The 23,158-nt window shown below is 42.1% G+C and carries 19 protein-coding genes, 1 tRNA gene and 1 rRNA gene; 7 read left to right on the plus strand and 14 right to left on the minus strand.

All coding sequences use genetic code 11. From position 1 onward, the window contains the following. Positions 1–26: 26 nt before the first annotated feature. The 7 genes from fdh3B to NE535_RS17170 all read right to left on the minus strand — a co-directional run bounded on the left by fdh3B (position 27) and on the right by NE535_RS17170 (position 7,371). Positions 27–623 carry a formate dehydrogenase FDH3 subunit beta gene (fdh3B, locus tag NE535_RS17140; protein ID WP_261299810.1) on the minus strand — a complete coding sequence of 199 codons (597 nt, stop codon included), beginning with the start codon at positions 621–623 and terminating at the stop codon, positions 27–29. Between the two features lie 22 nt (positions 624–645). Next, the gene (locus NE535_RS17145) at positions 646–3,495 is read right to left on the minus strand and encodes a formate dehydrogenase subunit alpha (RefSeq protein WP_261299811.1); all 2,850 of its coding nucleotides are present in this window, start codon (positions 3,493–3,495) and stop codon (positions 646–648) included. Between the two features lie 18 nt (positions 3,496–3,513). Next, on the minus strand, positions 3,514–3,708 hold the full coding sequence (locus NE535_RS17150; protein WP_261299812.1) for a formate dehydrogenase: 195 nt from the start codon (positions 3,706–3,708) through the stop codon (positions 3,514–3,516). Positions 3,709–3,782: 74 nt separating this feature from the next. Continuing rightward, on the minus strand, positions 3,783–4,448 hold the full coding sequence (locus NE535_RS17155) for a TorD/DmsD family molecular chaperone (RefSeq protein WP_261299813.1): 666 nt from the start codon (positions 4,446–4,448) through the stop codon (positions 3,783–3,785). A 10-nt stretch (positions 4,449–4,458) separates the two neighbouring features. Continuing rightward, complete coding sequence (locus tag NE535_RS17160) at positions 4,459–6,141, minus strand: 4Fe-4S binding protein (RefSeq protein ID WP_261299814.1); 1,683 nt, start codon at positions 6,139–6,141, stop codon at positions 4,459–4,461. 100 nt (positions 6,142–6,241) lie between these two features. Next, entirely contained in the window at positions 6,242–6,907 is a 666-nt protein-coding gene (locus tag NE535_RS17165) for a DUF3306 domain-containing protein (RefSeq protein WP_261299815.1), read from the minus strand. Next, the gene (locus NE535_RS17170; RefSeq protein WP_261299816.1) at positions 6,904–7,371 is read right to left on the minus strand and encodes a DUF3305 domain-containing protein; all 468 of its coding nucleotides are present in this window, start codon (positions 7,369–7,371) and stop codon (positions 6,904–6,906) included. The genes NE535_RS17165 and NE535_RS17170 overlap by 4 nt, the downstream gene beginning before the upstream one ends. Positions 7,372–7,760: 389 nt before the next feature. On the opposite strand from NE535_RS17170, the gene NE535_RS17175 reads away from it, so the two are divergent. Continuing rightward, positions 7,761–8,591, plus strand: coding sequence for a formate dehydrogenase accessory sulfurtransferase FdhD (locus NE535_RS17175; RefSeq protein ID WP_261299817.1), 831 nt, complete (start codon positions 7,761–7,763; stop codon positions 8,589–8,591). A gap of 54 nt (positions 8,592–8,645) precedes the next feature. Here NE535_RS17175 and rlmF read toward each other — a convergent pair whose 3' ends face one another. Together rlmF and NE535_RS17185 are read right to left on the minus strand one after the other, a co-directional pair. Further along, a complete protein-coding gene (rlmF, locus tag NE535_RS17180; protein WP_371931176.1) occupies positions 8,646–9,668 on the minus strand; it encodes a 23S rRNA (adenine(1618)-N(6))-methyltransferase RlmF in 1,023 nt (340 codons plus the stop codon). Continuing rightward, positions 9,668–10,066 carry a flagellar basal body-associated protein FliL gene (locus tag NE535_RS17185; RefSeq protein ID WP_261299818.1) on the minus strand — a complete coding sequence of 133 codons (399 nt, stop codon included), beginning with the start codon at positions 10,064–10,066 and terminating at the stop codon, positions 9,668–9,670. The genes rlmF and NE535_RS17185 overlap by 1 nt, the downstream gene beginning before the upstream one ends. A 110-nt stretch (positions 10,067–10,176) precedes the next feature. Between NE535_RS17185 and NE535_RS17190 the strand changes: the two genes are divergently transcribed. Next, positions 10,177–10,752 carry a chorismate--pyruvate lyase family protein gene (locus NE535_RS17190; protein ID WP_261299819.1) on the plus strand — a complete coding sequence of 192 codons (576 nt, stop codon included), beginning with the start codon at positions 10,177–10,179 and terminating at the stop codon, positions 10,750–10,752. A 285-nt stretch (positions 10,753–11,037) separates the two neighbouring features. Here NE535_RS17190 and NE535_RS17195 read toward each other — a convergent pair whose 3' ends face one another. Next, positions 11,038–11,634 (minus strand): YhgN family NAAT transporter, encoded by a 597-nt coding sequence (locus tag NE535_RS17195; RefSeq protein WP_261299820.1) that lies wholly within the window; start codon positions 11,632–11,634, stop codon positions 11,038–11,040. A gap of 261 nt (positions 11,635–11,895) precedes the next feature. Here NE535_RS17195 and NE535_RS17200 point away from each other — a divergent pair, with 261 nt between their 5' ends. The 3 genes from NE535_RS17200 to hemN all read left to right on the plus strand — a co-directional run bounded on the left by NE535_RS17200 (position 11,896) and on the right by hemN (position 15,782). Then, complete coding sequence (locus NE535_RS17200; protein ID WP_261299828.1) at positions 11,896–13,452, plus strand: metal transporter; 1,557 nt, start codon at positions 11,896–11,898, stop codon at positions 13,450–13,452. 45 nt (positions 13,453–13,497) lie between these two features. After that, the gene (locus tag NE535_RS17205; protein WP_261299821.1) at positions 13,498–14,277 is read left to right on the plus strand and encodes an NRDE family protein; all 780 of its coding nucleotides are present in this window, start codon (positions 13,498–13,500) and stop codon (positions 14,275–14,277) included. Between the two features lie 128 nt (positions 14,278–14,405). Then, positions 14,406–15,782 (plus strand): oxygen-independent coproporphyrinogen III oxidase, encoded by a 1,377-nt coding sequence (gene hemN, locus NE535_RS17210; protein WP_261299822.1) that lies wholly within the window; start codon positions 14,406–14,408, stop codon positions 15,780–15,782. Positions 15,783–15,839: 57 nt separating this feature from the next. On the opposite strand, the gene add is transcribed toward hemN, so the two are convergent. Then, positions 15,840–16,835, minus strand: coding sequence for an adenosine deaminase (gene add, locus NE535_RS17215; RefSeq protein WP_261299823.1), 996 nt, complete (start codon positions 16,833–16,835; stop codon positions 15,840–15,842). A gap of 215 nt (positions 16,836–17,050) precedes the next feature. On the opposite strand from add, the gene NE535_RS17220 reads away from it, so the two are divergent. After that, on the plus strand, positions 17,051–18,886 hold the full coding sequence (locus NE535_RS17220) for a DUF885 domain-containing protein (protein WP_261299824.1): 1,836 nt from the start codon (positions 17,051–17,053) through the stop codon (positions 18,884–18,886). Between the two features lie 86 nt (positions 18,887–18,972). Further along, complete coding sequence (locus NE535_RS17225; RefSeq protein WP_261299825.1) at positions 18,973–19,953, plus strand: alpha/beta fold hydrolase; 981 nt, start codon at positions 18,973–18,975, stop codon at positions 19,951–19,953. Here the strand turns inward: NE535_RS17225 and NE535_RS17230 are convergent. The 3 genes from NE535_RS17230 to rrf all read right to left on the minus strand — a co-directional run bounded on the left by NE535_RS17230 (position 19,922) and on the right by rrf (position 23,050). Beyond that, entirely contained in the window at positions 19,922–22,408 is a 2,487-nt protein-coding gene (locus NE535_RS17230) for a putative bifunctional diguanylate cyclase/phosphodiesterase (protein ID WP_261299826.1), read from the minus strand. The genes NE535_RS17225 and NE535_RS17230 overlap by 32 nt on opposite strands. A gap of 359 nt (positions 22,409–22,767) precedes the next feature. Further along, positions 22,768–22,844: transfer RNA gene (locus tag NE535_RS17235), tRNA-Asp, on the minus strand. Between the two features lie 90 nt (positions 22,845–22,934). Next, positions 22,935–23,050 (minus strand): 5S ribosomal RNA (gene rrf, locus NE535_RS17240). Positions 23,051–23,158 lie beyond the last annotated feature (108 nt).

Below are 23,158 nucleotides of genomic sequence, written 5' to 3' on the forward strand. Positions count from 1 at the left end.
CAAAAACCGCAGCCCATACTTTGGGTTTAGATCATCTCGCCTGTTTTTGGGTTGTAACCCCAAATCACATTTGGATTACCACGCTGTGCCATACGCTGACGATAAATGTCAGATACCACACCAGCATCACCCGCAAGCAGTGCTTTTGTTGCACATAGCTCAGCACACATTGGTAGCTTGCCTTCAGCAATACGGTTTGCACCGTACTTTTGACGCTCAGCATCTGAATGGTTTTCTTCTGGGCCACCCGCACAGAAAGTACATTTATCCATTTTACCGCGGCTACCGAATGCAGTCTTTTTAGGGAACTGCGGCGCACCGAATGGACAAGCGTAGAAGCAATAGCCACAACCGATACAAGTATCTTTGTCATGTAGCACAATGCCATCTTCTGTACGATAGAAACAATCTGCCGGACAAACAGCCATACAAGGTGCATCGGTACAGTGCATACATGCCACTGAAATAGACGCTTCACCTGGTTGACCATCGTTAATTGTCACCACGCGGCGACGTTGAATACCCCACTCTAAAGCAGAGTCGTTTTCGTTCTTACATGCTGTGACGCAACCGTTACACTCGATGCAGCGTTTGGTGTCACACAAAAATTTCATGACTGCCATAATGGCTTATCTCCTCATCAAGTTAGGCTTTGCTGATCTGACACAAAGAGGCTTTTGTCTCTTGCATCTGAGTCACAACATCATACCCATAAGTCAGCACTGTGTTAGCTGACTCACCAATCACATACGGGACTGTCCCTTCTGGATAGTTTTTCTCAAGGCTTTCACCTTCAAACACACCAGCGAAGTGGTAAGGCATGAAACATTCACCAGCGATAACACGAGGCGTCACCATTGCTTTTACAGTGATCTTCGCACCTTCAGGGCCATGTACAAATACAGTATCACCATCGCGAATACCGCGATCTGCTGCATCTGCAGGGCTCATTTCGATAAACATTTCTTGCTGTAATTCAGCAAGCCATGGGTTCGAACGTGTTTCTTCACCGCCGCCTTCCATTTCAACCAAACGACCAGATGTCAGTGCTAACGGGTAATCCTTAGCAAAGTCTTTGTCTTGAATGGTTTTGTAAAGAGTCGGAAGACGCGCAACCATACGGTCATCATAAGTTGGGTATTTAGAAACCAAATCACGACGAGGGGTATATAACGGCTCACGATGTAGTGGGATATCATCAGGGAAGTTCCACACAATACAACGCGCTTTCGCGTTACCGTATGGGATACAACCATGTTTGATTGCCACACGCTGAATACCACCAGAAATGTCAGTTTTCCAGTTTTTACCTTCAGCGTGTTTCTTCTCTTCAGCGGTTAAATCATCCCACCAGCCAAGCTGTTTTAGCATGTCGGCAGTAAACTCTGGGTAACCATCTTGAATTTCAGCACCTTTAGAGAATGAACCTTCAGCAAGAATATTATTGCCGTTATGCTCAACACCGTAACGTGCACGGAAGTTACCACCACCGTCTTTGACTTCACGACCTGTGCGATACAGAATTTGCGTACCAGGATGCTTCATCTCTGGTGTACCCCAACAAGGCCAAGGTAAACCATAGGTTTCACCTTTAGCTGGACCGCCTGGTGCTTCAAGTGAATCCACATCGAAGGTGCCCCAGTTTTGTTGGTGCATTTTCAAACGTTCTGGGCTTTGGCCTGTGTAACCAATGGTCCACATACCTTTGTTGAATTCACGGGTGACGTCTTCAACATTTGGCTCATCGTTATTAACAGCAATATGCTTACACAATTGCTCAGCAATGCCCCATTTTTTCGCCAGTTTATACATGATCACGTGATCAGGTAATGACTCAAATAGTGGTTCAATAACTTGGTCACGCCACTGTAATGAACGGTTTGACGCTGACACAGAACCATAAGTTTCAAACTGAGTCGCTGCAGGTAATAGATAAACACCATCTTGACGTTGGTGCATGACACCCGCCATAGTTGGGAATGGATCGACAACCACTACTGTGTCCATTTTGTTCAATGCTTCACGCACTTCACGACCACGGGTTTCAGTGTTTACTGACTGTCCCCAGAAAAACGCAAGACGAATATTGTCTTTTTGCGCAATTTTGGTTTTGTCTTCTAACACGCCATCGTGCCAACGTGAACATGGAATACCCGCTGATGTTTGTGGATCTTGGCCTAAGTAAGCCGTTTGATCAAAACGTTGTTTAATCCAGCTTGGTTCTAGGTCCCATACATTTGCCCAGTGATCCCAAGCGCCAGAGGTTAAGCCGTAGTAGCCTGGTAAGTTATCGAATAACAAACCAAAGTCAGTTGCGCCCTGTACGTTATCGTGACCACGGAAAATGTTTGTTCCGCCACCTTCAACACCCATGTTGCCAAGGGCTAATTGAAGAATACAATATGCACGAGTATTCGCGTTACCCACGTGATGCTGAGTACCACCCATACACCATACTATGGTGCCAGGCTTAGTTTCAGCCATCATTTTAGCGACGCGGTACATTTGTGCTTTTGGCACACCCACAACATGCTCAACTTCTTCAGGAGGGTACTTCTTCACTTCTTCTTGAATACGTTCCATACCGTATACACGTTGTGAGATGAAGCTTTCATCTTGCCAACCATTTTCGAAGATGTGCCATAACAAACCATAAATAAATGGAATGTCAGTACCTGGACGAATATGGACATATTCATCTGATTTAGCCGCTGTACGAGTAAAACGAGGATCAACAACAATGATTTTTGCGCCGCGCTCTTTACCAATTAATATGTGCTGCATCGCAACTGGATGCGCTTCACATGGGTTAGAGCCGATAAACATCATGCATTTTGAGTTGCGGATATCATTGAACGAGTTAGTTTGCGCACCGTAACCCCAAGTGTTTGCAACACCGGCTACCGTGGTAGAGTGACAAATACGTGCAGAATGGTCGACATTGTTAGTGCCCCACATCGCAGCAAATTTGCGGTATAAATAAGCTTGCTCGTTTGAAAACTTCGCGCTACCCATGAAGTAAACAGAATCTGGACCTGATTCAGCACGGATATCTAATGCTTTTTGGCCAACTTCTTCAATGGCTTGTTCCCACGATAAACGCTTCCATTTTCCGCCTTCCAGCTTCATTGGATATTTAAGGCGTTTTTCACCATGGCCGTGCTCACGTAAAGCAGCACCTTTGGCACAATGCCCACCTTGGTTAAATGGATGATCGAACGCGGGTTCTTGACCCGTCCACACTCCATTTTGCACTTCTGCGTATATTCCACATCCCACCGAACAGTGAGAACAAATGGTACGTTTAATCTCAGTTGGCGCGTTATGCGGTACATCTTTGGCCTCAGCTTTTCGCATCATGCCGGCACCTAACATTGACGCTGCTGCAATTCCACCTGTCGCCAAACTGGCTGACTTGAGGAACTGACGTCGGTTAAGTCCTAGGCCTGGCTTTTCAGCTTTTGCGACCGTGTCAGATTTACGGGTTAATCGCATTTCACCCTCTCCTATTAGTTATTTACTTAACGAGGCATAGTAGTTACGAATATGCTCTGTTTCTCTGTAGTTATTGCCCGATGGCTCGTCCGTTGCTTTGGGTGAGGCCGCTAATACAGGGGCGCTCACACTGGCAACCGCACCTGCTACGCTGCCTAACGCTAAGGCTTTTAGCATTTGACGGCGACCCATGTCGGAAGCTTGCTTCTTCATAGTTTCTCCTTGTTGAAATCACCCTAATCACTTAGGGCATGAATGGCTTAATACTGGCGTGATGCCATAAACCATTAGTTTACTTGCACGACCTCGTCTGTTACCGGTTCAAGTTCTTCACTGCCTGGGCAGTTAACCGGTATATTCAAACTCAGTTGGTCAAATTCATTTACTTCTGCCTCAAAAAACGCTTTGGCTAATTGCGCTACGGGCAGATAAAACTTGGCACTGGGTGTTTTCGCCAATGCTTCACAAAAACGATTAATCCAAGAGCCAATGTGACGTTGATAAAATGCCAGCTGGCGATAACCTGGGGCTTCTAAAATCAAAATCCCCATAACTTCACATAATGCTGCAACATGATCTTCAGGCTCTTTGACATTGTCTTCACGCTCAAACCCCATTTGCATTAGGTCATTACGTAACAGTGCTAGCGGTTTATCCATTAATGAGCCAGTCATAAACCAACTACCATAAGGGATAATTTCACCACTGCCTACACCTAGGAAAATACTGAAATACTCGTCTTCAAGTGTAGTCACATCACTGGTTTTTGCTGCTGTTTTTAAAGCAATCCATGCTTGATTCATTGCATTGCCTTCATCGGCTTCTACATCTAAATCCGCTAAAAATTGTAATAATTCTTCGCTTGGATGACGACGTAGCAATGCGGCTAATAGCTGATAAATATCGGCTCTTAGTTGATCGTTTTCGCTGATTTCTCTTTCTATTTGGGTCATAGCGGATCTCTTATCGCAATTGCTTTTCTGGATCTTGAAGAATGTCTTCAAACATATCTTTTACGCGGCAATCACCGCACATTTTTAATCTTTCAATGTTGGCACTAAATGCACTGTGCGCACCGACCATTTCAACCATTTTATGCACCATTGATTGTGTCGCAAATGCACTACCACATCGAATACACTCAAACGGCGCTTCTTCTTTTAAGGTGGTAACCCCTTGGCGACTTTGTTGGTCAAAGTTAATTTGTGGCACTAAACTAATTACGTTTTCAGGGCATGAACTTTCACATAAACCACATTGCACACAATCTTGCTCAACAAAGCGTAATGCTGGCGATTCGCCACCATCTTTTAAGGCTTGAGTCGGACAGGTTGAGACACACGACATACACAGGGTGCATTTATCAACATTTAACTTCACCTGACCATAAGGCACATTTGGCAAAGCAAGTTGAGTTTGAATTGCACCAGCCTGACTATTTAAATGGTCAATGGCTTGGTACAAGATGTCTCGCTTGGCATTACTGGCTCCAGCATCTGTTATCACTGTCATTGGCACAATAACAGGCCAAGTTGTACTGATGGCTAAAGGTTGTTCAAGCGTAGCAAGGTCTGATGCCGAAATAAGGCGTAAGCGTTGCGGCTGACCCATTTCATCAAGAATACGATTAGCTAAGGTTAATTCACCTTGAAGCATTTGCGTCAATGTCGGCGCGGTCGCGTCGGTGTTAAGGACTAACACCTCCCTTGCACCATGGGCCAATGCGGCTAACCAATGATCAATACTGGCTACGGTAATCTCTTCCATTGCGACTGGCAGCACATCACCCGATAACGTATCTGTAATCAGCTCACTGCCGAGAATATTGTCATGAAATAATATGACTGGCGCGACCTGTGCTTCAGCACGGTAACGACTGATTAATTTTTCAAGATAGGAGTGCAAAGATTTTGGCGTAGGCAAATCATAGCTGATAGCCCCCGTTGGACATAAATTGGTACAACTGCCAGCACCATGGCAAAGATAAGGGTCTATTTCGATTTTCTGTTCAATACTGCTGATTGCATCCGCCGGACAGAAGTTCAAACAGCGATTACAGCCATTAATACCATTTCGATGGTGGGCACAAATGTCACTGTTTACTTTGACATATCTGGGCTTATCAAACTCTCCGACTAAATCAGGTATTTGCTCAATGGCATCGGCTAATTTGTTAGCATCTTGACCCACATAGAAATAACCTGCAGGCAGCATTTCAAGGTTAATGCAAGGCGTTGAACTTAAATCGAGAATGATGTCGAAGTGAGCTTGACGGATCGCAACAACGCTTAGCTCAGCCACGCCCCCAGCATCGGACTCAACACTGACCTGAAATTGACCTAAAAAGCCTTTAATACTTTTTAGTTTATTGTAAAAACTGTCTACACCTTCTGCAGCGTTCATCACCTTTTCAAGATGTGCTTCATCTTGGCTAGTAATAGACTCGTTAGCTAAAACGACTCGACTTGCCATCGTTGACAGGCTATCTGCAGCCAAACGCGCTAAATCTTCAGGCCCAATAATTAACACATGACCTTGAGTGGTATAACTGACAGTTGGCGGGATCAAATTCTGCAGAATTTGGGTACTCGCCATCACTTGTTGCCGAGCGATTTTAAGCTCAGACTGAGATTGTCTCATACTCATTGCGTTCCTAAATTTTTTATTATTAAGTGAGCTAATTGCCCACTCGCAATATCTTGCGATATTGATTCATTGCTATCCGCTAATCATTAGCGACCAACAATCAGCTCGCTTTTACCGCATCACCAGTAAAAGAATGGGATTGCAGCTCATCAGGCTGCGCTTCCATTGAGGCTAATGCTTGGTTAGCATCGACATTTTCCAAATCTGTACTGCTTAACTCTTGAGTTTCTGCGCTAACACTATCGGTTTCTGGGGCATGGTCACTGGAATCATTCAGTTCATCAGACTGATTGGTTTCCTGTGTTTCATCCTCTGGCGCTTCTTCTTTCTCTATAACGTGTTTAAATACTTTTTTTGCTAACTCGGCTGATACTTCAGCAGACAGCTTGGGTTGATTAGTATAATCAAGCGCATATTCTAGTAACCCATCAATATGCCCGTATTGCGGCTGTTTCCACAGCGCGCGTAACGCTGCAGCTTTTGCTGCTGGGTCAACATTTTTAGCCATAAAGCTAGCAAAACTACCACCGACTTCTATCGAGTCTGGATCAGGCAAGTCATCCGCCTGCAGCACCGTATCTGTTGCAGCTTGCTCATCTTGCTGCACCTTGCTATCCACATCTGCAGTTTGGCTTATTAATGCAGCGGTATCATCCGATTCAGTCTGGCTAATTAAACTAGATTCATGTTGTTCAGCATCCTGTTGCTCGGCTTCTTTGGCAACATTTTCACGGCGCTGATTCCAACGGCTTAATAATCCACTCATTGCATTTTTCCTGAGCGATTCGCACTTGGGCCATCATTCGTGCGGCGATTAACATGCTTACGACGGTGAGCACTGATCTCAACTTCACCATGGCGTGTTATGAAAGCTTCAATCCAGCAAGCAATCGCTTTGGGCATTAGCACGTTGAACACTGGCGTATCAGACTCTAAACAACCTGCACCCACATTTTGATCTGCTGAGATCATCGCGGGCACCCAAGTACCATCAGATAATTCATCACACACGATATACAGCATGGCATTATCCATATCGAGGTTGATACGGTAGCTGCCACGTTGATCACGATGCAGCTCTAATAGAATTAACCTTGCACCTTCTGGCATAGGCTCGGTAGCGGGAACCATTTGGTCCATTTCCCACTTTGTAGTTGTCCAGCGGCCTACTTGTTTTGTCACTTGTTTTAACGAGACATACATTGGCCAAACGCTTTCGGTATGTTGCATGCGGTACTTCACCTTCATTCCACTTAACCACTCAATACTTGATCTAACATGCGTATCGAATTGTAAATACCCTACAGTTACCCTTGGTAGAGCAATAATAATGCCAACATGTTTTATAGGGATAAGTTTGAGGTGGATCGCAAAAGCCTCAACACATAGGGACAATTTGTCCAAAGCTCATGTAACAGTAGGACATAAGTACACGTTTGAATAGCGACGATAAACAAAACATGCGCTAGATCACGCAATACCAAACATCTGCATGTCGGTAAGGTAAAAATTGATATTCTTGAGCCTAAAGAAGTTCATTGCAGCTGTTCGTATTTGGCGTGTCATTATGATTTTATAGCGGTAATGTCAGCCCAAAACTCCAAAGGTAAATCTTGCTTATGACTCAAAAACCAACGGTGAAATTTGTTAAAACCCAAACGGAAGTGCCGCTTACATTACCAGTAGTAGCCTATAACGAAGAAGGTGAAGCATTAGATAAATTTGTTGCCTGCGAGCGCCCACTTACAGTCTATTTAAACTGGCAACCCATTGTGACGTTAATGACATTGGGGGCAAAACCTGAGTCACTTACATTAGGTTATTTAAAAAATCAGGGATTTATCAGCGACATTCATTTACTCGAGTCGGTCATTGTTGATTGGGAGGTTAATTCTGCCGCGGTAATTACCAAAGAAAACATCGATGACTTAACGGAAAAACTGTCGGAAAAAACGGTTACCTCGGGGTGTGGACAAGGCACGGTTTACGGCAGTTTTTTACAAGGATTAGATGAAATTCATTTACCAACACCACAATTAAAACAATCGGTTATTTATAGCTTATTAAAAAACATCAGTGCGTATAACGACACTTACAAAAATGCCGGTGCTGTGCATGGTTGTGGTATTTGTGTTGATGATCAAATTCTGGCGTTTGTAGAAGATGTTGGCCGCCATAATGCGGTCGATACCTTAGCTGGCGATATGTGGATGGAGCAACAAACAGGTGGCGATAAAATCTTTTATACCACAGGACGACTGACCTCTGAGATGATTATCAAGGTGGCAAAAATGGGTATTCCGGTTCTATTATCTCGCAGTGGGGTCACACAAATGGGTTTAGAATTGGCACAACAATTAGGAATTACCCTTATCGCCCGCGCCAAAGGACGCCACTTTTTGGTTTACAATGGTGTTGAAAATATCAGCTATGATGCCAAACAAAAATAGTGGCGCTATCAAAAAAGGGTTGAATTAAAACAGGGTTGAATTAAAACAGGGGGGTTAAGGTCGACATTTTGTCCATTGTTCTCTGAGTGTGGGGCTTAAAAAACTCCACGCTAAAATACGTGTTTGCTTGCTACCTTGCTGCATTTCAATCGTTTTAACCGTATCCGCACCGCAATGGGCCAACAAATTATAGCAAGGTTTAAGATTTTCAGATTTAGATACCAGCGAAGTAAACCAAAGTACCTGATGCTTAAAAATACGACTCTCATTAATCATATTGGTTAAGAACTGCCTTTCACCACCTTCACACCACAACTCGGCTTTTTGACCACCGAAGTTGAGTGTCGAATTAGCGCCAGTTTGCTGGGGTTGAACATGTTTTTTTGCTCGATTTCGCGCTAAATTGGTCTGTTTTCTTTGATTTCCGGCGATAGCATCAGCTAAAGACTGATGAAATGGTGGGTTACACATGGTGACATCCACTCGGTCATTCTTGCCAATAACACCCGTAAATATTGCATTGGTATCAACTTGTTGAACTAATTTAAGCTTTGCGGCAATTTGAGGGTTACTGGTGCAAATTGTCGCTACGTTAGCAATGGATTGTGGGTCAATATCCGATGCGATAAATTGCCATCCATAACATTGAATACCCAGCAATGGATAAATACCGTTAGCCCCAGTGCCTATATCTAATGCTTGAATTCGCGCGCCTTTAGGCACTTTTCCTTTCACTGCTAACAAATCTGCAATGTAATGCAGGTAATCCACTCGCCCAGGAATGGGCGGACACAAAAAACCTTGAGGAATGTCCCAGCCTTCAATTTGATAGTCCAGTTTAAGCAATGCAGCATTGAGGGTTTTAACCGCCTCGGCACAGGCAAAATCAATCGACAAATTCCCATAGGGATTTGGACGGACAAATTGGGACAATTTGGGCAATACATGCATTAACTGTTCAAAATCATAGCCATGATTATGCACATTACGTGGATGAAGCGACTTGATGACTTGGGCTTTATTTGCCATTGATGGAGCAGGACATTTTGAGCCCTGCTTTGCTGATTTTGTAGACATTAATCGTAAAGGTATTTGGTAAACAGTAAATTCACGACCATTGCTCGGCCAGTCTCTTTTTCTAGAAGACGATTAACCATCTCGTAGCATTCACGACGCACTTCTTCACGGCCAGATAATGATTTAATTTTATCTTCGGCTTGGTTTCCTAAAATTTCGACAATTGCGGCACGTAATAGTGGGTCATGACGTTCGATGCTAACAAGATCATTCGGATTTTTAACCATAAGCTCAACACTAATTCGCACAAAGCCTAACTTTTTACGATTTGAAATATAGTTAGTGACAATTTCAGGTTCAAAGCCGTAATAACCATATTCTTCCGCTCCCTCATCAGCACTTTGGGCATTAAATGTCACGAACAGCAGTAAAAGGCATGCTGAAGCAAATTTTCTCATAGTGTGATGCTCTCCTGAATTCATTGATAAGCAGATAGTCGCTTTTATGTATTTAACCTTGTTGAGCATGGTAAACTCATGCGGTCTAGGTATATTGTAACGAGTTTTTGATGAATGTGACCAGTAATAGCTTTCCTTACGGTGAATCAATTCAATGGTTCTCTCCAGAAAAAGCCGCCACACTCCCCCACACTCCGCTAAAAAGCTGGCTATTAGCTAACGGCAGTTTGACTGAAAAGCTAAAAAAACATTGTACAAACTTCAGCGTAACAGTATTAGGTGAGCACTTATTGTCGCCATTAAAGGGCGAACTTCCTTCACAAACAGAGCCTGTTTGGGTTCGTGAAGTACTACTGAGTTTAGATGATATTCCATGGGTTTTCGCAAGAACATTAATTCCTCAGGCGCTATTAGACAATACGCTTCACGACTTTATTCATTTGGGTAACAGGCCGTTAGGCGAATTATTGTTTACCAGCCCTGATATTGTACCGGGTAAAATTGAAGTCGCCGCTTTTGAAACCTGCGGTCGTTTAGCGCAACTTGCCACCAGCTTATCTCAACCTGTCGATGACACACTTTGGGGGAGACGTCGTTATTTTCATATAGGTTCTTCCGAGCTAATTGTTAGCGAAATATTTTTACCTATCGCCGCTGAAACCATAAAAAAATACCGCCTAGATTAAGGCGGCATTGATATGGGCAAATACCGCCGTAGGTAAAATCACTACCCTAACGGTGTGCTGTAACAACAATGTATTGTCGGCCTTCGGCTCCTCATCGTCACCTGAAGCATGGTAGGTGTCACTTATTGCGGCATCCCCATTACACTAAGTTAGTGGGACCGTCACCAAATAACCATGCATATACTCAATACTGGTGTTAAACCACACTGTTGCTGCACCTACAAAATGGCACAAAGCAACCTGATAAGCTGCCTTTGAACAACGTTTTGATACTGTTAGTTGTCGTTATTGCGCAACCGAATTCATGTAATTTGAAATGCCATCTAAAAACATTTGTACAGATATCATCACCAAAACCATGCCCATTAAACGCTCTACCGCGGTTAAGCCTTTTTCTCCTAATAAACGGGTGAACACCTTATAAAACATCAGAATAATGGAGCTCAACCCCCAAGCAGATACCAGTGCAATCGTCCAATCAGTCATGCGACTGCTATCGGTATGAGCCAATAAAATCAAAGCTGCTAAAATTGAAGGGCCAGCCATTAATGGAATAGCCATAGGCACGATAAAAGGCTCTTCTCCTGCAGCTAGCCCGACGACACCACCAGGCTGTGGAAAAATCATTTTTATCGCAATAAGAAATAGGATAATCCCACCCGCAATACTGACAGATTCAGACCGCAGATTTAAAAAGTTAAGTATTGCTTCGCCTGCATATAAAAACAGCAACATAATGGCTAGGGCAAACAGTAGCTCACGAATAAGCACTCGACGACGTTTTTTAGGATCTATGTGACGTAAAATAGACGCAAAAATGGGTAGATTACCCAGAGGGTCCATAATTAAAAACAGCATCACAGCAGCAGAAAAAATATCCATAAATTACAATCGATCTATTTAGCAATAACAATAACTCATATTGTATACCTAATCTGGGTCTTATGGTTGATAGGCGACACAGTATTATTTCTTACAAGATGAATTAGTTTTTCTCACCTGATTAAGCACAAAGATGACTGATTTGCCCCTTTGGATAATAAAAGCCAGCCAAATTTACACATCTTATGTTTTCTCGCTAGCTACAAGGGAGCACAAAAATGCTATACTGCAGCGTTTTTTGTCGATTTATGCTTGGAATCCATGCTCTATTTAGCCGCTAGCTGTATTGCCTTATTATTTGGTCCTTTATTTTACCGTTACTTCTCTTCGGGCAGTGGCCTGCAAAAAGGATTAGATGGTTTTATATTCGTCTCTTTAGGCGGGCTAGTGCTCATCCATATTTTACCTGAACTACTCGAACACGGTGGATTTGTGACTCTGCTGTTTGTCATATTAGGCCTTTGGGGGCCTACCGCGAGTGAGCGTATCTTTCATCGCTATTCAGAGATCACCCACAATATTACCCTCAGTTTAGGCATTATTGGTTTACTGTTACACACCATCACAGATGGTGGTGCCATGGTGCTATCACAACAACAGGGAAACTCTCCTTTACTCGCATTAGGGGTGATTTTACACCGATTACCCGTTGGCCTGGCTATTTGGTGGTTGCTTAAACCACAGGTTGGCGCGCGCTGGGCAGGTATTGTCTTAGTGGCCATGATGGGGTTAACCGCCGTCGGGTATTTTGCCGGTGAGCAACTGCTGCATCAACTTAGCATTGAGAACACTGTCTATTTACAAGCATTTGTCACAGGTTCGATATTACATGTGGTATTGCATCAACCCCATGGTGAGCACACCACTGACAAACAGGGGAAGTACCAATATCAAGCGGGTATAGGCAGTTTATTAGGTTTAGGCTTACTGGCCATTTTGTTATTGATGGATACGGGTAGTCAGGCCCATGAGCATCATGAACATTCCCATGGGGTAGAACAGTTTGTCAGCTGGCTGCTAACTATTTCACCCGTATTATTATTAAGTTATTTATTCGCCACTTTAAGATTCAAATTAGGCTTACAGCCTCAACATCAAAATTTAGGGTTACGATGGTTGCAACGCCTTGCAGGTCCTGAGGCACTAATCATTACTTTAGCCTTGTTAGGCCCATGGTTTGCCTTGTATCAAATTATCGGCTTGGCGGTTATCGCTGGCTTACTGACTTGGAATAAGACTTCATTAACAGACCCTCATTTGCAATTACCTGAGTCAGCCTGGCGCTTTGGTTTTGCCCATTTAGTTGATCGTAGCGCCCCTTGGATCATCTTAAGTTTAATTTTGGCAAACTTAATTGGCCATCCTTCAGTGCCTTTAGAAAATCCTGCATTACAGGTATTAATACTGTTGCTGGTATTTATTCCTATGCGTTTTTGTAATTTAGGGGCGGCCATTTTAGCCTTAGCCCTCTTTTACAGTGGCTGGAACCAAGTTGCCGTAGCCTTTAGTTTATTAGCCGCTCCGGTGATTAATATCGCCCAGTTAAAGTTAATGACATGGAAGCAAGGTTTAATGCTGGGTGGGGTATTAGTCAGCGCCTTTATCGTGGCAGATTTAATACCACTGACTTCTGATTATGTTTTGGTATTGCCTGAATCGATTAATATTTTAGGTTTAGCAATAATCAGTTTACTGTTTGGTGCCAGTTTATTGCGTTTGGGGCCAAGGAAGTTTCTAAGCCGTATGGTCACCAATCTCAAACCCGAACATCATCATGATCACAAACAAAGCCATGGACATTCGCACCACCATCATTAATGATTAGCCATTACCCTTGGTTTAACAAAATGATAGGACTCGTTTATGTGCATTTTATTTTTTGCGATTGAAAGCCATCCGCGCTATCCATTAATCATTTGTGCCAACCGTGATGAATTTCATCATAGAGCGACTCAGCCTGCACACTTTTGGCCACCAGAAAACCAAATACTCGCTGGCAAAGATTTACAAGCTGGCGGAACTTGGCTTGGGGTAAATCGGGCGGGTCAATTTGCAGGAATTACCAACTTACGCACTCAAGAAACCCAAGATGGTGTCCGCTCACGGGGGGAGTTAGTGATCAATGCTTTAAGCAGCATATTAGCCAATCCCGCCTTGCCAACGGTCACCTCACAATGGCTACAAACCCACCACGCTAATTACAATCCCTTCAATCTAATTTTTGAGCATGACAACATACTGCATTGCTTCAACAGTCGCAGCACAGAAACTAAAACCTTAACCCCTGGTTTTCATGCCGTATGTAATGGCGATATGGACGATGTATGGCCAAAGATGGCCAGCGGTCAACAAGCATTACAATCTTATATAACCCAAACCGAAAAAATCAATGTAGATGAATTACAACAACTTATGAGCGACACCAGCCAACCTGAAGATAGTTTACTGCCAAATACTGGAGTGGAATTAGAATGGGAGCGGCATTTATCATCAATTTTCATCCAGCACCCTCAATACGGTACACGCTCAACCACGATTATTTTAAAAAACACATTCGGCCGAATTGATTTCTATGAAACACGCTTCGATGGCAAAGGCCGTAACCTTGGGCGGCAGCACTTTGAAATAGAATCAAGCAAATAACCGCAAGAAAACTCATTATTGCTATGCGGGTCACGTTCAAATATCAAATTTACAACCTAGATCAAGGTTATTTGATGCATTAGTCTGCATAATTCGTCTATTGCTAATTTACCATCGGAGTACACGTCTTGGAGCAGCCCACACAAATTGGTTGGGATCAGTCAATGATCGAAAAATATAACTATAGCGGCCCACGTTATACGTCTTATCCGACAGCATTAGAATTTGATGACAGCTTTACCGAGCAAAATTTGTTATCTGCCATCGAAGGCAGCAAAAGCGACCGATTGTCTTTATATGTACATATCCCATTTTGTGCAAAGCTTTGTTATTACTGTGGTTGCAATAAAGTCATTACCCGCCATTCTCATAAAGCAGATCAATATATTGAATATTTAGCCGCTGAAATTATCAAGCGCGCACCGTTATTCAAGCATTATACCGTGACACAAATGCACTGGGGCGGAGGCACACCAACCTTCTTAAAGCCTGAGCAAATTTTGCATCTCACTGCATTGATTAAAGAACACTTTACCTTTGCTGAAGAAGGTGAATATTCAATTGAAGTGGATCCACGTGAAATTGAGCTAAGCATGCTTGATACCCTAAAAGAAGCAGGGTTTAATCGTGTTTCTATTGGTGTGCAAGATTTCAATAAAGATGTTCAAGTTGCGGTTAACCGTGAACAGGACGAACAGTTTATTTTCGACTTTATCGCCAGAGCAAAAGCGCTTGGTTTTGTGTCGACTAACGTTGACTTAATTTACGGGTTACCTTTACAAACCCCTGAAACGTTTGCACAAACTATCGCTCGCATTATTGAGTTATCTCCAGACCGCTTATCCGTTTTTAATTACGCGCACTTGCCCTCTCGTTTTGCCGCGCAGCGTAAAATTAAAGATGCCGACATGCCTTCGCCACAGCAAAAGCTTGATATGTTGCACCAAACGATTGAATCCTTAACCGGTGCAGGTTATCAATTTATTGGTATGGATCATTTTGCTAAACCTGATGATGAACTCGCCAAACTACAAAATGCGGGTAAATTACACCGTAACTTCCAGGGCTACACCACACAAGAAGAGTGTGACTTGCTTGGGTTAGGCGTATCTTCAATCAGCCAAATAGGCGATTGTTATGCTCAGAATCAAAAAGATATTCGCCCTTACTATGAAGCAATTGATCAACAAGGTCATGCTTTATGGAAAGGTTGTAGTTTAAATCGTGATGACGAAATTCGTCGTGTGGTGATCAAACAAATTATCTGTCACTTTGACCTCGACATGGCCAAAATTGAACAGAAATTTGATATTGTGTTTGAAGATTATTTTGCAGAAGACCTAAAGCTACTGCAAACCTTCTTAGACGATAAGCTAGTCGATATTACCGATCGCCGCTTAACCGTCAGTCCAACGGGTCATTTGTTAATTCGCAACATTTGTATGTGCTTCGATGTATATTATCGCCAAAAAGCACGCCAGCAACAATTCTCTCGCGTGATTTAATCTACGCGCAATAAAAAAGCCAGCTTAAGCTGGCTTTTTTTATTGCCATAAAAAGCATTAAGCTTTCGAGGCATATAACGCTTTACGTTCACTATCAGACAAAAATGCCATTTCAACACCATTGCGTTGAACTTGTGACAATTGATCATCCGTCAAACCCATTTCAGATTTAGCAACACGATATTCATGATTGATATCAATGTTACTGACTCCGGGGTCATCGGTATTTAAACCGATTAATACGCCCGAATTAAAGAACTGCATAAAGGGATGAGAATCATAATCGGCGATAGTCGAGGTATGCAGGTTACTGGTTGGGCAAGACTCAATACCAATACGATGCTTAGCTAAATATTCCATCAACTTAGGATCACGAATAGCATTAACACCATGGCCAATACGTGTTGCACCTAATGTTTCAATCGCTTGCCACATGCTTTCAGGACCTGCAGCTTCTCCTGCATGGGCAGTGATCTGTAGGCCAGCATCACGAACACGTTTGAAGTGTTCTGTGAATAAATCGCCAGGAAATCCTAATTCATCACCGGCTAAATCAATCGCCACAATTTTATCTTTATGGGCCAACAAGCCTTCAAGCTCTAAACGGCATTTCTCCTGACCAAATGAGCGCGACATAATACCAATTAAGTTGATTTTAATATCATGCTCTTTCGTGCCAGCAACCACACCATCAATCACAGCTTCAACAACAGCTTCAATCGGTAGGTTATGGTTCATCGCCATGTAATATGGACTAAAACGTAATTCGGCATAATCTAAGCCCGATACTTTAGCATCAACCACGTTTTCATATGCGACACGTTTAACTGCATCCAAATCAGCTAAAACAGCCACCATCCAATCAAGTTTCTTTAAAAAAGCAACTAAGCTATTTTCTTTACCTTGAATTTGTACAAAAGGCGCCAAGGTTTCTAAGGAATCGGCAGGTAATGCAATACCATGTTGCAAACCTAACTCCCAAATTGTTTGAACGCGAACATTGCCATCCAAATGGCGATGTAAATCAACCAATGGAATAGATTTATTGATCATATATAACCCCTATAGTCTCATCCTGCCACATTTTGTTATTAACTTGGTCAGGTATGATTAAACTAAGTTTAACATGATTTTGCCCAACTGCTGACGATTAAGCGCACAGTATAGGAGCAATAAATGCTTACATATACCCATGCCGTTGATGCGATGTTTTCAAGACTAAAATCAGGCATACTGACCACAACACAATATTGAGACAAGGAATGACTATGCGTTTGCTTATTTTACCTTCATTAATCGCCCTCAGTTTAACCGCTTGCAGCCTAAATACCACTGTGGGTGAAGCCTATAAATACTCTCACAATAAAGGCAAAGCATCTTCAACCCCGATAGAGACCATGTCCACAAAACCGCAAGCAGCTCAAGTCATCGACCAAGATTTACAAACCATTATCGATAAAAGTTGGGCGCTAACACTGGCTTACTCACCAGAACTAGCGGCAAGCCTTGGAGATAACAGCGCCGCAGGTAAGCTGACAGACTTATCTCCCGAAACACTGGCTGAACAAAATATAAAAACACAGCAATTACTCGATTCATTGAAGCAGTTAGACCGCTCTCAGTTAAGTAAAGACGATGTTATCAATGCCAAAATTTTGCAAGACCAATTGCAAAACCAAGTTGATATGTATCGATATAAAGATCACTACACTCCTATTTCGGCTGAGAGTGGTTTTCATGCGTATATCGCAAGCATAGCCAAGGCTTCATTTAATAATGAAGCTGATTACCAACACTATATTGCACAACTATCAGCCCTACCGACTTACTTTGCCCAGCAAACTTTTTGGTTACAACAAGGCTTAGCCAGCGGCATCACTCCAGCAAAAGTGACTCTTACGGGCTTTGAAGACAGTATTAGCGCCTTTATTGTACCCACAGAACAAAGTGGCTACTTTAAACCTTTTACTGAATATCCAGCCCACTTTACCGAATCACAAAAACAACAACTGACAGCACAAGGTAAGTTGTTAGTCGAAGAGACTGTATTGCCCTTGTATACAGCGTTTTACGATTTTATGACCCAAGATTACATCCCAAATGCTAGACAACAAATTGCAGCTTCAGCATTACCCGATGGGCCTGATTTCTATCAAAACAGAGTAGAGTATTACACCACCTTGCCGATGAGCGCTGAGGAAGTCCATCAACTCGGTTTAAAAGAAGTCGCTAGAATTAAACTCGAAATGGAACAAGTCATTGCTGATGTAGGCTTTAAAGGCACCTTTGCAGAGTTTTTACATTTTCTTCGTACCGACCCGCAGTTTTATCCTAAAACCGCAGAAGAGCTACTCAAAGAAGCGGCTTACATCGCTAAAAAGGCCGATGCTATGCTGCCTAAGTATTTTGGCAAACTCCCAAGAACACCATATGGTATTGCGCCGGTGCCAGCCGAAATTGCTCCTAAATACACTACGGGTAGGTATTCAGGTTCCAACCGAGACGATCAACCAGGCTATTATTGGGTTAACACTTATGCGCTAGATAAACGTCCATTATATGAGATGGAAGCGTTGACATTGCATGAAGCCGTGCCGGGTCACCACCTACAAATTTCATTAAATAAAGAATTAACCGAGCTACCTAACTTTAGGCGCTATAGCTATATCTCTGCATTTGGTGAGGGTTGGGGCTTATATGCTGAATACTTAGGCCTTGAAGCAGGTTTCTACCAAGACCCCTACAGTAATTTTGGTCGATTAACCTATGAAATGTGGCGTGCGGCTAGATTAGTTGTCGATACGGGTATGCACGCAAAAGGATGGACTCGCCAGCAAGCTATTGATTTTATGGCGAGCAATACCGCATTGTCTATGCATAACGTTAATACCGAAATTGACCGTTATATTTCATGGCCTGGACAAGCACTATCCTACAAAGTGGGTGAATTAACCATTAAACGTTTACGAGCAAAAGCTGAAAATGCGTTAGGCGAACAATTTAATATTAGAGAGTTTCACGATGCCATCCTAGAGAATGGATCGGTACCTATGCCTATTTTAGAACAAATGATAGATGCTTATATTGCGAAGCAACTAAGCTAATCTTTAATATTTACCCCGCTGTTCTAGCGGGGTAAATACTGTATGATGAAATCAACTTCACTTCCATGAATTAAACTTACGACAGTATGATTTATAAAAAATTTTCTTCAGAGAAGATGCTCAACACTCCCGAGCAACAACGATTTTGGCAACAGGTACATCAAAGCGAGTTTGAGTCCAACAATGGCGTTAAAAACGCATTTTGTCAGGTGTTGCAAGCTGATGCTAAACAAGCAATAGTAATTAGTAATGGTAGAGTAGAATCATACTTAAAGTACCAAGAGCTCATTTTCGATTTGTATCAGCAAGGTTATAGCGTGTTTGCTTTAGACCATAGGGGGCAAGGGCTTTCTGATCGGCTAACCGATAATCCACATCAGGGGTACGTGGATAAGTTTGAAGATTATGTCGACGATTTCTCATGTTTTATTGAAAACATAGTATTACCGACTCAGCACCTGTCATTGTCAGTAATGGCTCACTCTATGGGCGGAGCGATTGTCGCTCACTACCTTAATCGTCAGCCTCATATTTTTGATAGTGCTGTCATGTCCGCACCCATGTTCGGCATTTCATTACCCTTAAATACAAAAATGGTCCTCTGGTTAGCCAATCGATTAGATAAAACTCGCCCATCGAAACAAGAAGGCAAAGTCACAAGTAATTACGTTTTAGGTGGTGCAGATTATCAACCAGACCCTTATATCAGTAACAACTTAACTCATAGCAAGCATCGATATGAGCATTACCGTGACTTGTACAAAAAGCACCCAGAAATACAGCTCGGTTCTCCCACAAACCGCTGGTTGATTGAGGCTATTAACGCTGCACAGCAAAGCATAACATTCGCCAAACAATCGCAAACACCAATTCTAATCTTACAAGCAAGTGAGGACTCGATTGTCACCAATCACACCCAAGATCTAGCCTTAAGCAACTTGTGTCATAAAGTGGTGATTGAAGGGGCTTACCATGAAGTATTTATTGAGGGTGACACCTTGAGAAATGCAGCCCTGACTTATGCGATAAACTTTATCAAATTACACTCAAAGACAGCTCAGATTTAAGTAACTGTATTAAATCGGCCTCACTCAAAGGACGGCTAAAAATATACCCTTGGTAACCATCGCATTTAGCATGGATCAGGTTATTTAACTGCTTCTTAGTTTCAACTTGTTTAGCTATCACATCAAAATCAAGCCGAGACGCTAATTCTACCAAAGCACATAGCATAATTTGTGCTGCGCTATTGCTAGCGTTTTCTTCAGCATAACAGGCTGCAAGTTTGACCTGTGATAGTTGAATACCTTGTAATTGATGTAAAGCACATAAACCTGAACCAAAGTTATCTAAAGCGACATTAATATTTTTGGTTTGAAGCTCTTTAATTTTGCTCTTCACCATCTCGGTATTAACCGAAAATACATCTTCATTCAATTCAAATTGAATTTTTGCGGGGTTAACTTTACTGCTATGAATGCGATTTAACACAACGCTGGTAAAATGCTCTTGATGAAAATGTCTTGAGGATATGTTTAAAGACATTATTGGTGCGACAATCCCTTGTACTTGTAATTGCTTTAATAATCGACAAACCTGTTCTAATATCCATAATTCCATTTCAAATATAAAATCTGATAACTCAGCAGCTTCAATAAATTTGCGAGGTGCAATAAAACCATGCTGAGGATGATACCAGCGAGGGAGCACTTCCAAACTGAGAATATGTCCACCTCCATCCACCACAGGTTGATAAACTAAATTAAGTTGATTTTGTGCAAGAGCGACATGTAATTCATGGCTGAGTTTAAAAGGCTGAATCTGGTTATCATCAAGCTGCGGATGATAGATAAAACAACCATTTGATTTTGGTTCTTTTGCATGCTCCAGCGCATTATCAGCTCTTGCTAACAATGTTTGCGGTTCGAGTGATTCACTACCATCACATACAACTACACCCACACGTGCTGAAATGGATAAATTCTGATCTGCGATTGAAAAAGTACGACCGATTAATTGGCGAACTTCACTCGCCAACGCTAAAGCACGTTTGTTTGCATGATCGATATCATTACCAAAACTTTTTGCCAGTAGAATAAATTCATCCGAACCTAAACGGGCAACAAAGCCTGCGGAAGAGAAAGTACCAGACAATCGAGCGGCAATCTTAATAAGTAATCGATCACCTAGCTCTTGTCCTAAGGCTTCATTCAACACTTTAAAATTATCTAGGTTAATTAATAAGATTGCCGAAAACTGGCCAACTTTACGGCTATAAACCTGTAAATCATAAAGCGTGTCAGCTAAGGTTTCACGATTAATAAAATCAGTGAGAGCTGTTTGGCTTGCTGGGGGGTTATCAATTTCAATTCGTTGATTTTTAATATCGCCAGACACATCTGTTATGGTGCCAATGATACGAATTGGTTTACCCTGTGGCGACCATTCAACAATTTTACCTCTGTCCAACACCCAGATATATTTGCCATCTTTATGTCGAAGACGATGAACGCTCTCATACTCGTTAGAATGCCCATCAATATACTTTTGCAGAGTATTCAGGACATCCGTCTTTTCTTCACGATGTAGCCTTGATTCCCACACTGAATAATCATTATCAAGTTCATAAGCTTGATAACCAATCATCTCTTTCCAACGATCCGAAACATATACGTCGCCTGTTGTCAGGTTCCAATCCCAAATACCATTGCGTGAAGCCTCAACAGAAAAAAGCCAACGTTGTTCAGCATCATTCAATCTTTTCTGATTGCGTCTAATTTTTCCGCTCACCTGAACCAGATAATCCCTCAGCGTTACGACTTCAGACGCGTAACAACTGATACCTTCTTGAAAATCCGCTAGCTCAATATTTTTTGCAGCCAAACTTAAACGAGATAACGGATAAATCCATATCCAATACAGTAGCAAACAAAAAGCCAACAACAATAATGTTCCAAGACTCCAAACGTGTATCGTTCTCGATAAAAGCGCATCTGAGCTATGGGATATGAGATCAGAAATATTGTACTCAACGTAAATAAGCTCAACAGATTGTGCATAGCTAAAACGATTAGTATCAGTAATAGGGTAATAAGCTTGAATGGAGAGCCTATCAAAATTAACAAAAAGATAGGGTTTATTAGATTGAACAACACTTTGGTGAATACTATTAGAGTAACCTTCTAATACATTACTGGCATCACTATCACGCCAGATAATATGATTAGCAAAATGAATAGTTCGACTTGGATCTAAAATAACATAGACCATCATATTTAAATCAGTAGACGTTAAGGCTACTTCTTGCTCAATACGATTAAAGTCCTGATTTTGAATAGAAGACTCAACGACATGCCGCATTCGAAATAAATCTTTCTTTAGCTGCTCAGTCTCATCCTGTGCAAGTTGCTGCTTTAGATCCGTTGACTCGTAAAAATACCCTCCAAATACCATTGCTAGGTGTATAGACAGAATACAAAATGGAATGATAAAAACCAGAGAAACATTTCGAAAGGTAAACAATGCAAATCCAAACGAGTAAAACATCCCTTATGCTAGCGGTAAAGTTATGAACAAGTAAAGAAATAGTTGCTTATACAAAGGTAAAAACATAACCCAAAGCTAATGTTTTTAAACACGTTTTTATAATAATTCTTGCCTGATTTACATTAAATTTAATCAGTCATAAAACTGCATTACGCAAATTGCGGGCGAAGTTTAGGTACTTCTAGAGATTGATTGAATAGAAAATGATATGAGAAAATATGGTTAAAATAGATATGTGGTAGGTAAACACTCAAAAAATTAAACTCGAGCTTAAATTTTATGACTCAGCAAACGAAAAAAGCCCTAGCATTGCTGCTAGGGCTTTCATCTAAAGTTGGCGGAGCGGACGGGACTCGAACCCGCGACCCCCGGCGTGACAGGCCGGTATTCTAACCAACTGAACTACCGCTCCTTTAGTAAGTTGCTTACGCAAAATACTAAATTCTTTTATCGTCGCTAGCGTGTCATGGCTAGGAGACGTGCTCTTTCAAGCGTATTAGGCGCCTGGAAATGACCTACTCTCACATGGGGAGACCCCACACTACCATCGGCGATACTGTGTTTCACTTCTGAGTTCGGAATGGGATCAGGTGGGACCACAGCTCTATGGTTTCCAGACAAATTTTGTTTATCTAACGTCATTCGACATTAAATAATAATTCGGAAAGCTGATGAACGTTATCTTTCAAACGTCGCTTCTTTTGAGTTCAACACTATTTAAGCGCT

The organism is Shewanella holmiensis (genome assembly GCF_025370255.1).
Taxonomy (GTDB): Bacteria; Pseudomonadota; Gammaproteobacteria; order Enterobacterales; family Shewanellaceae; genus Shewanella; species Shewanella holmiensis.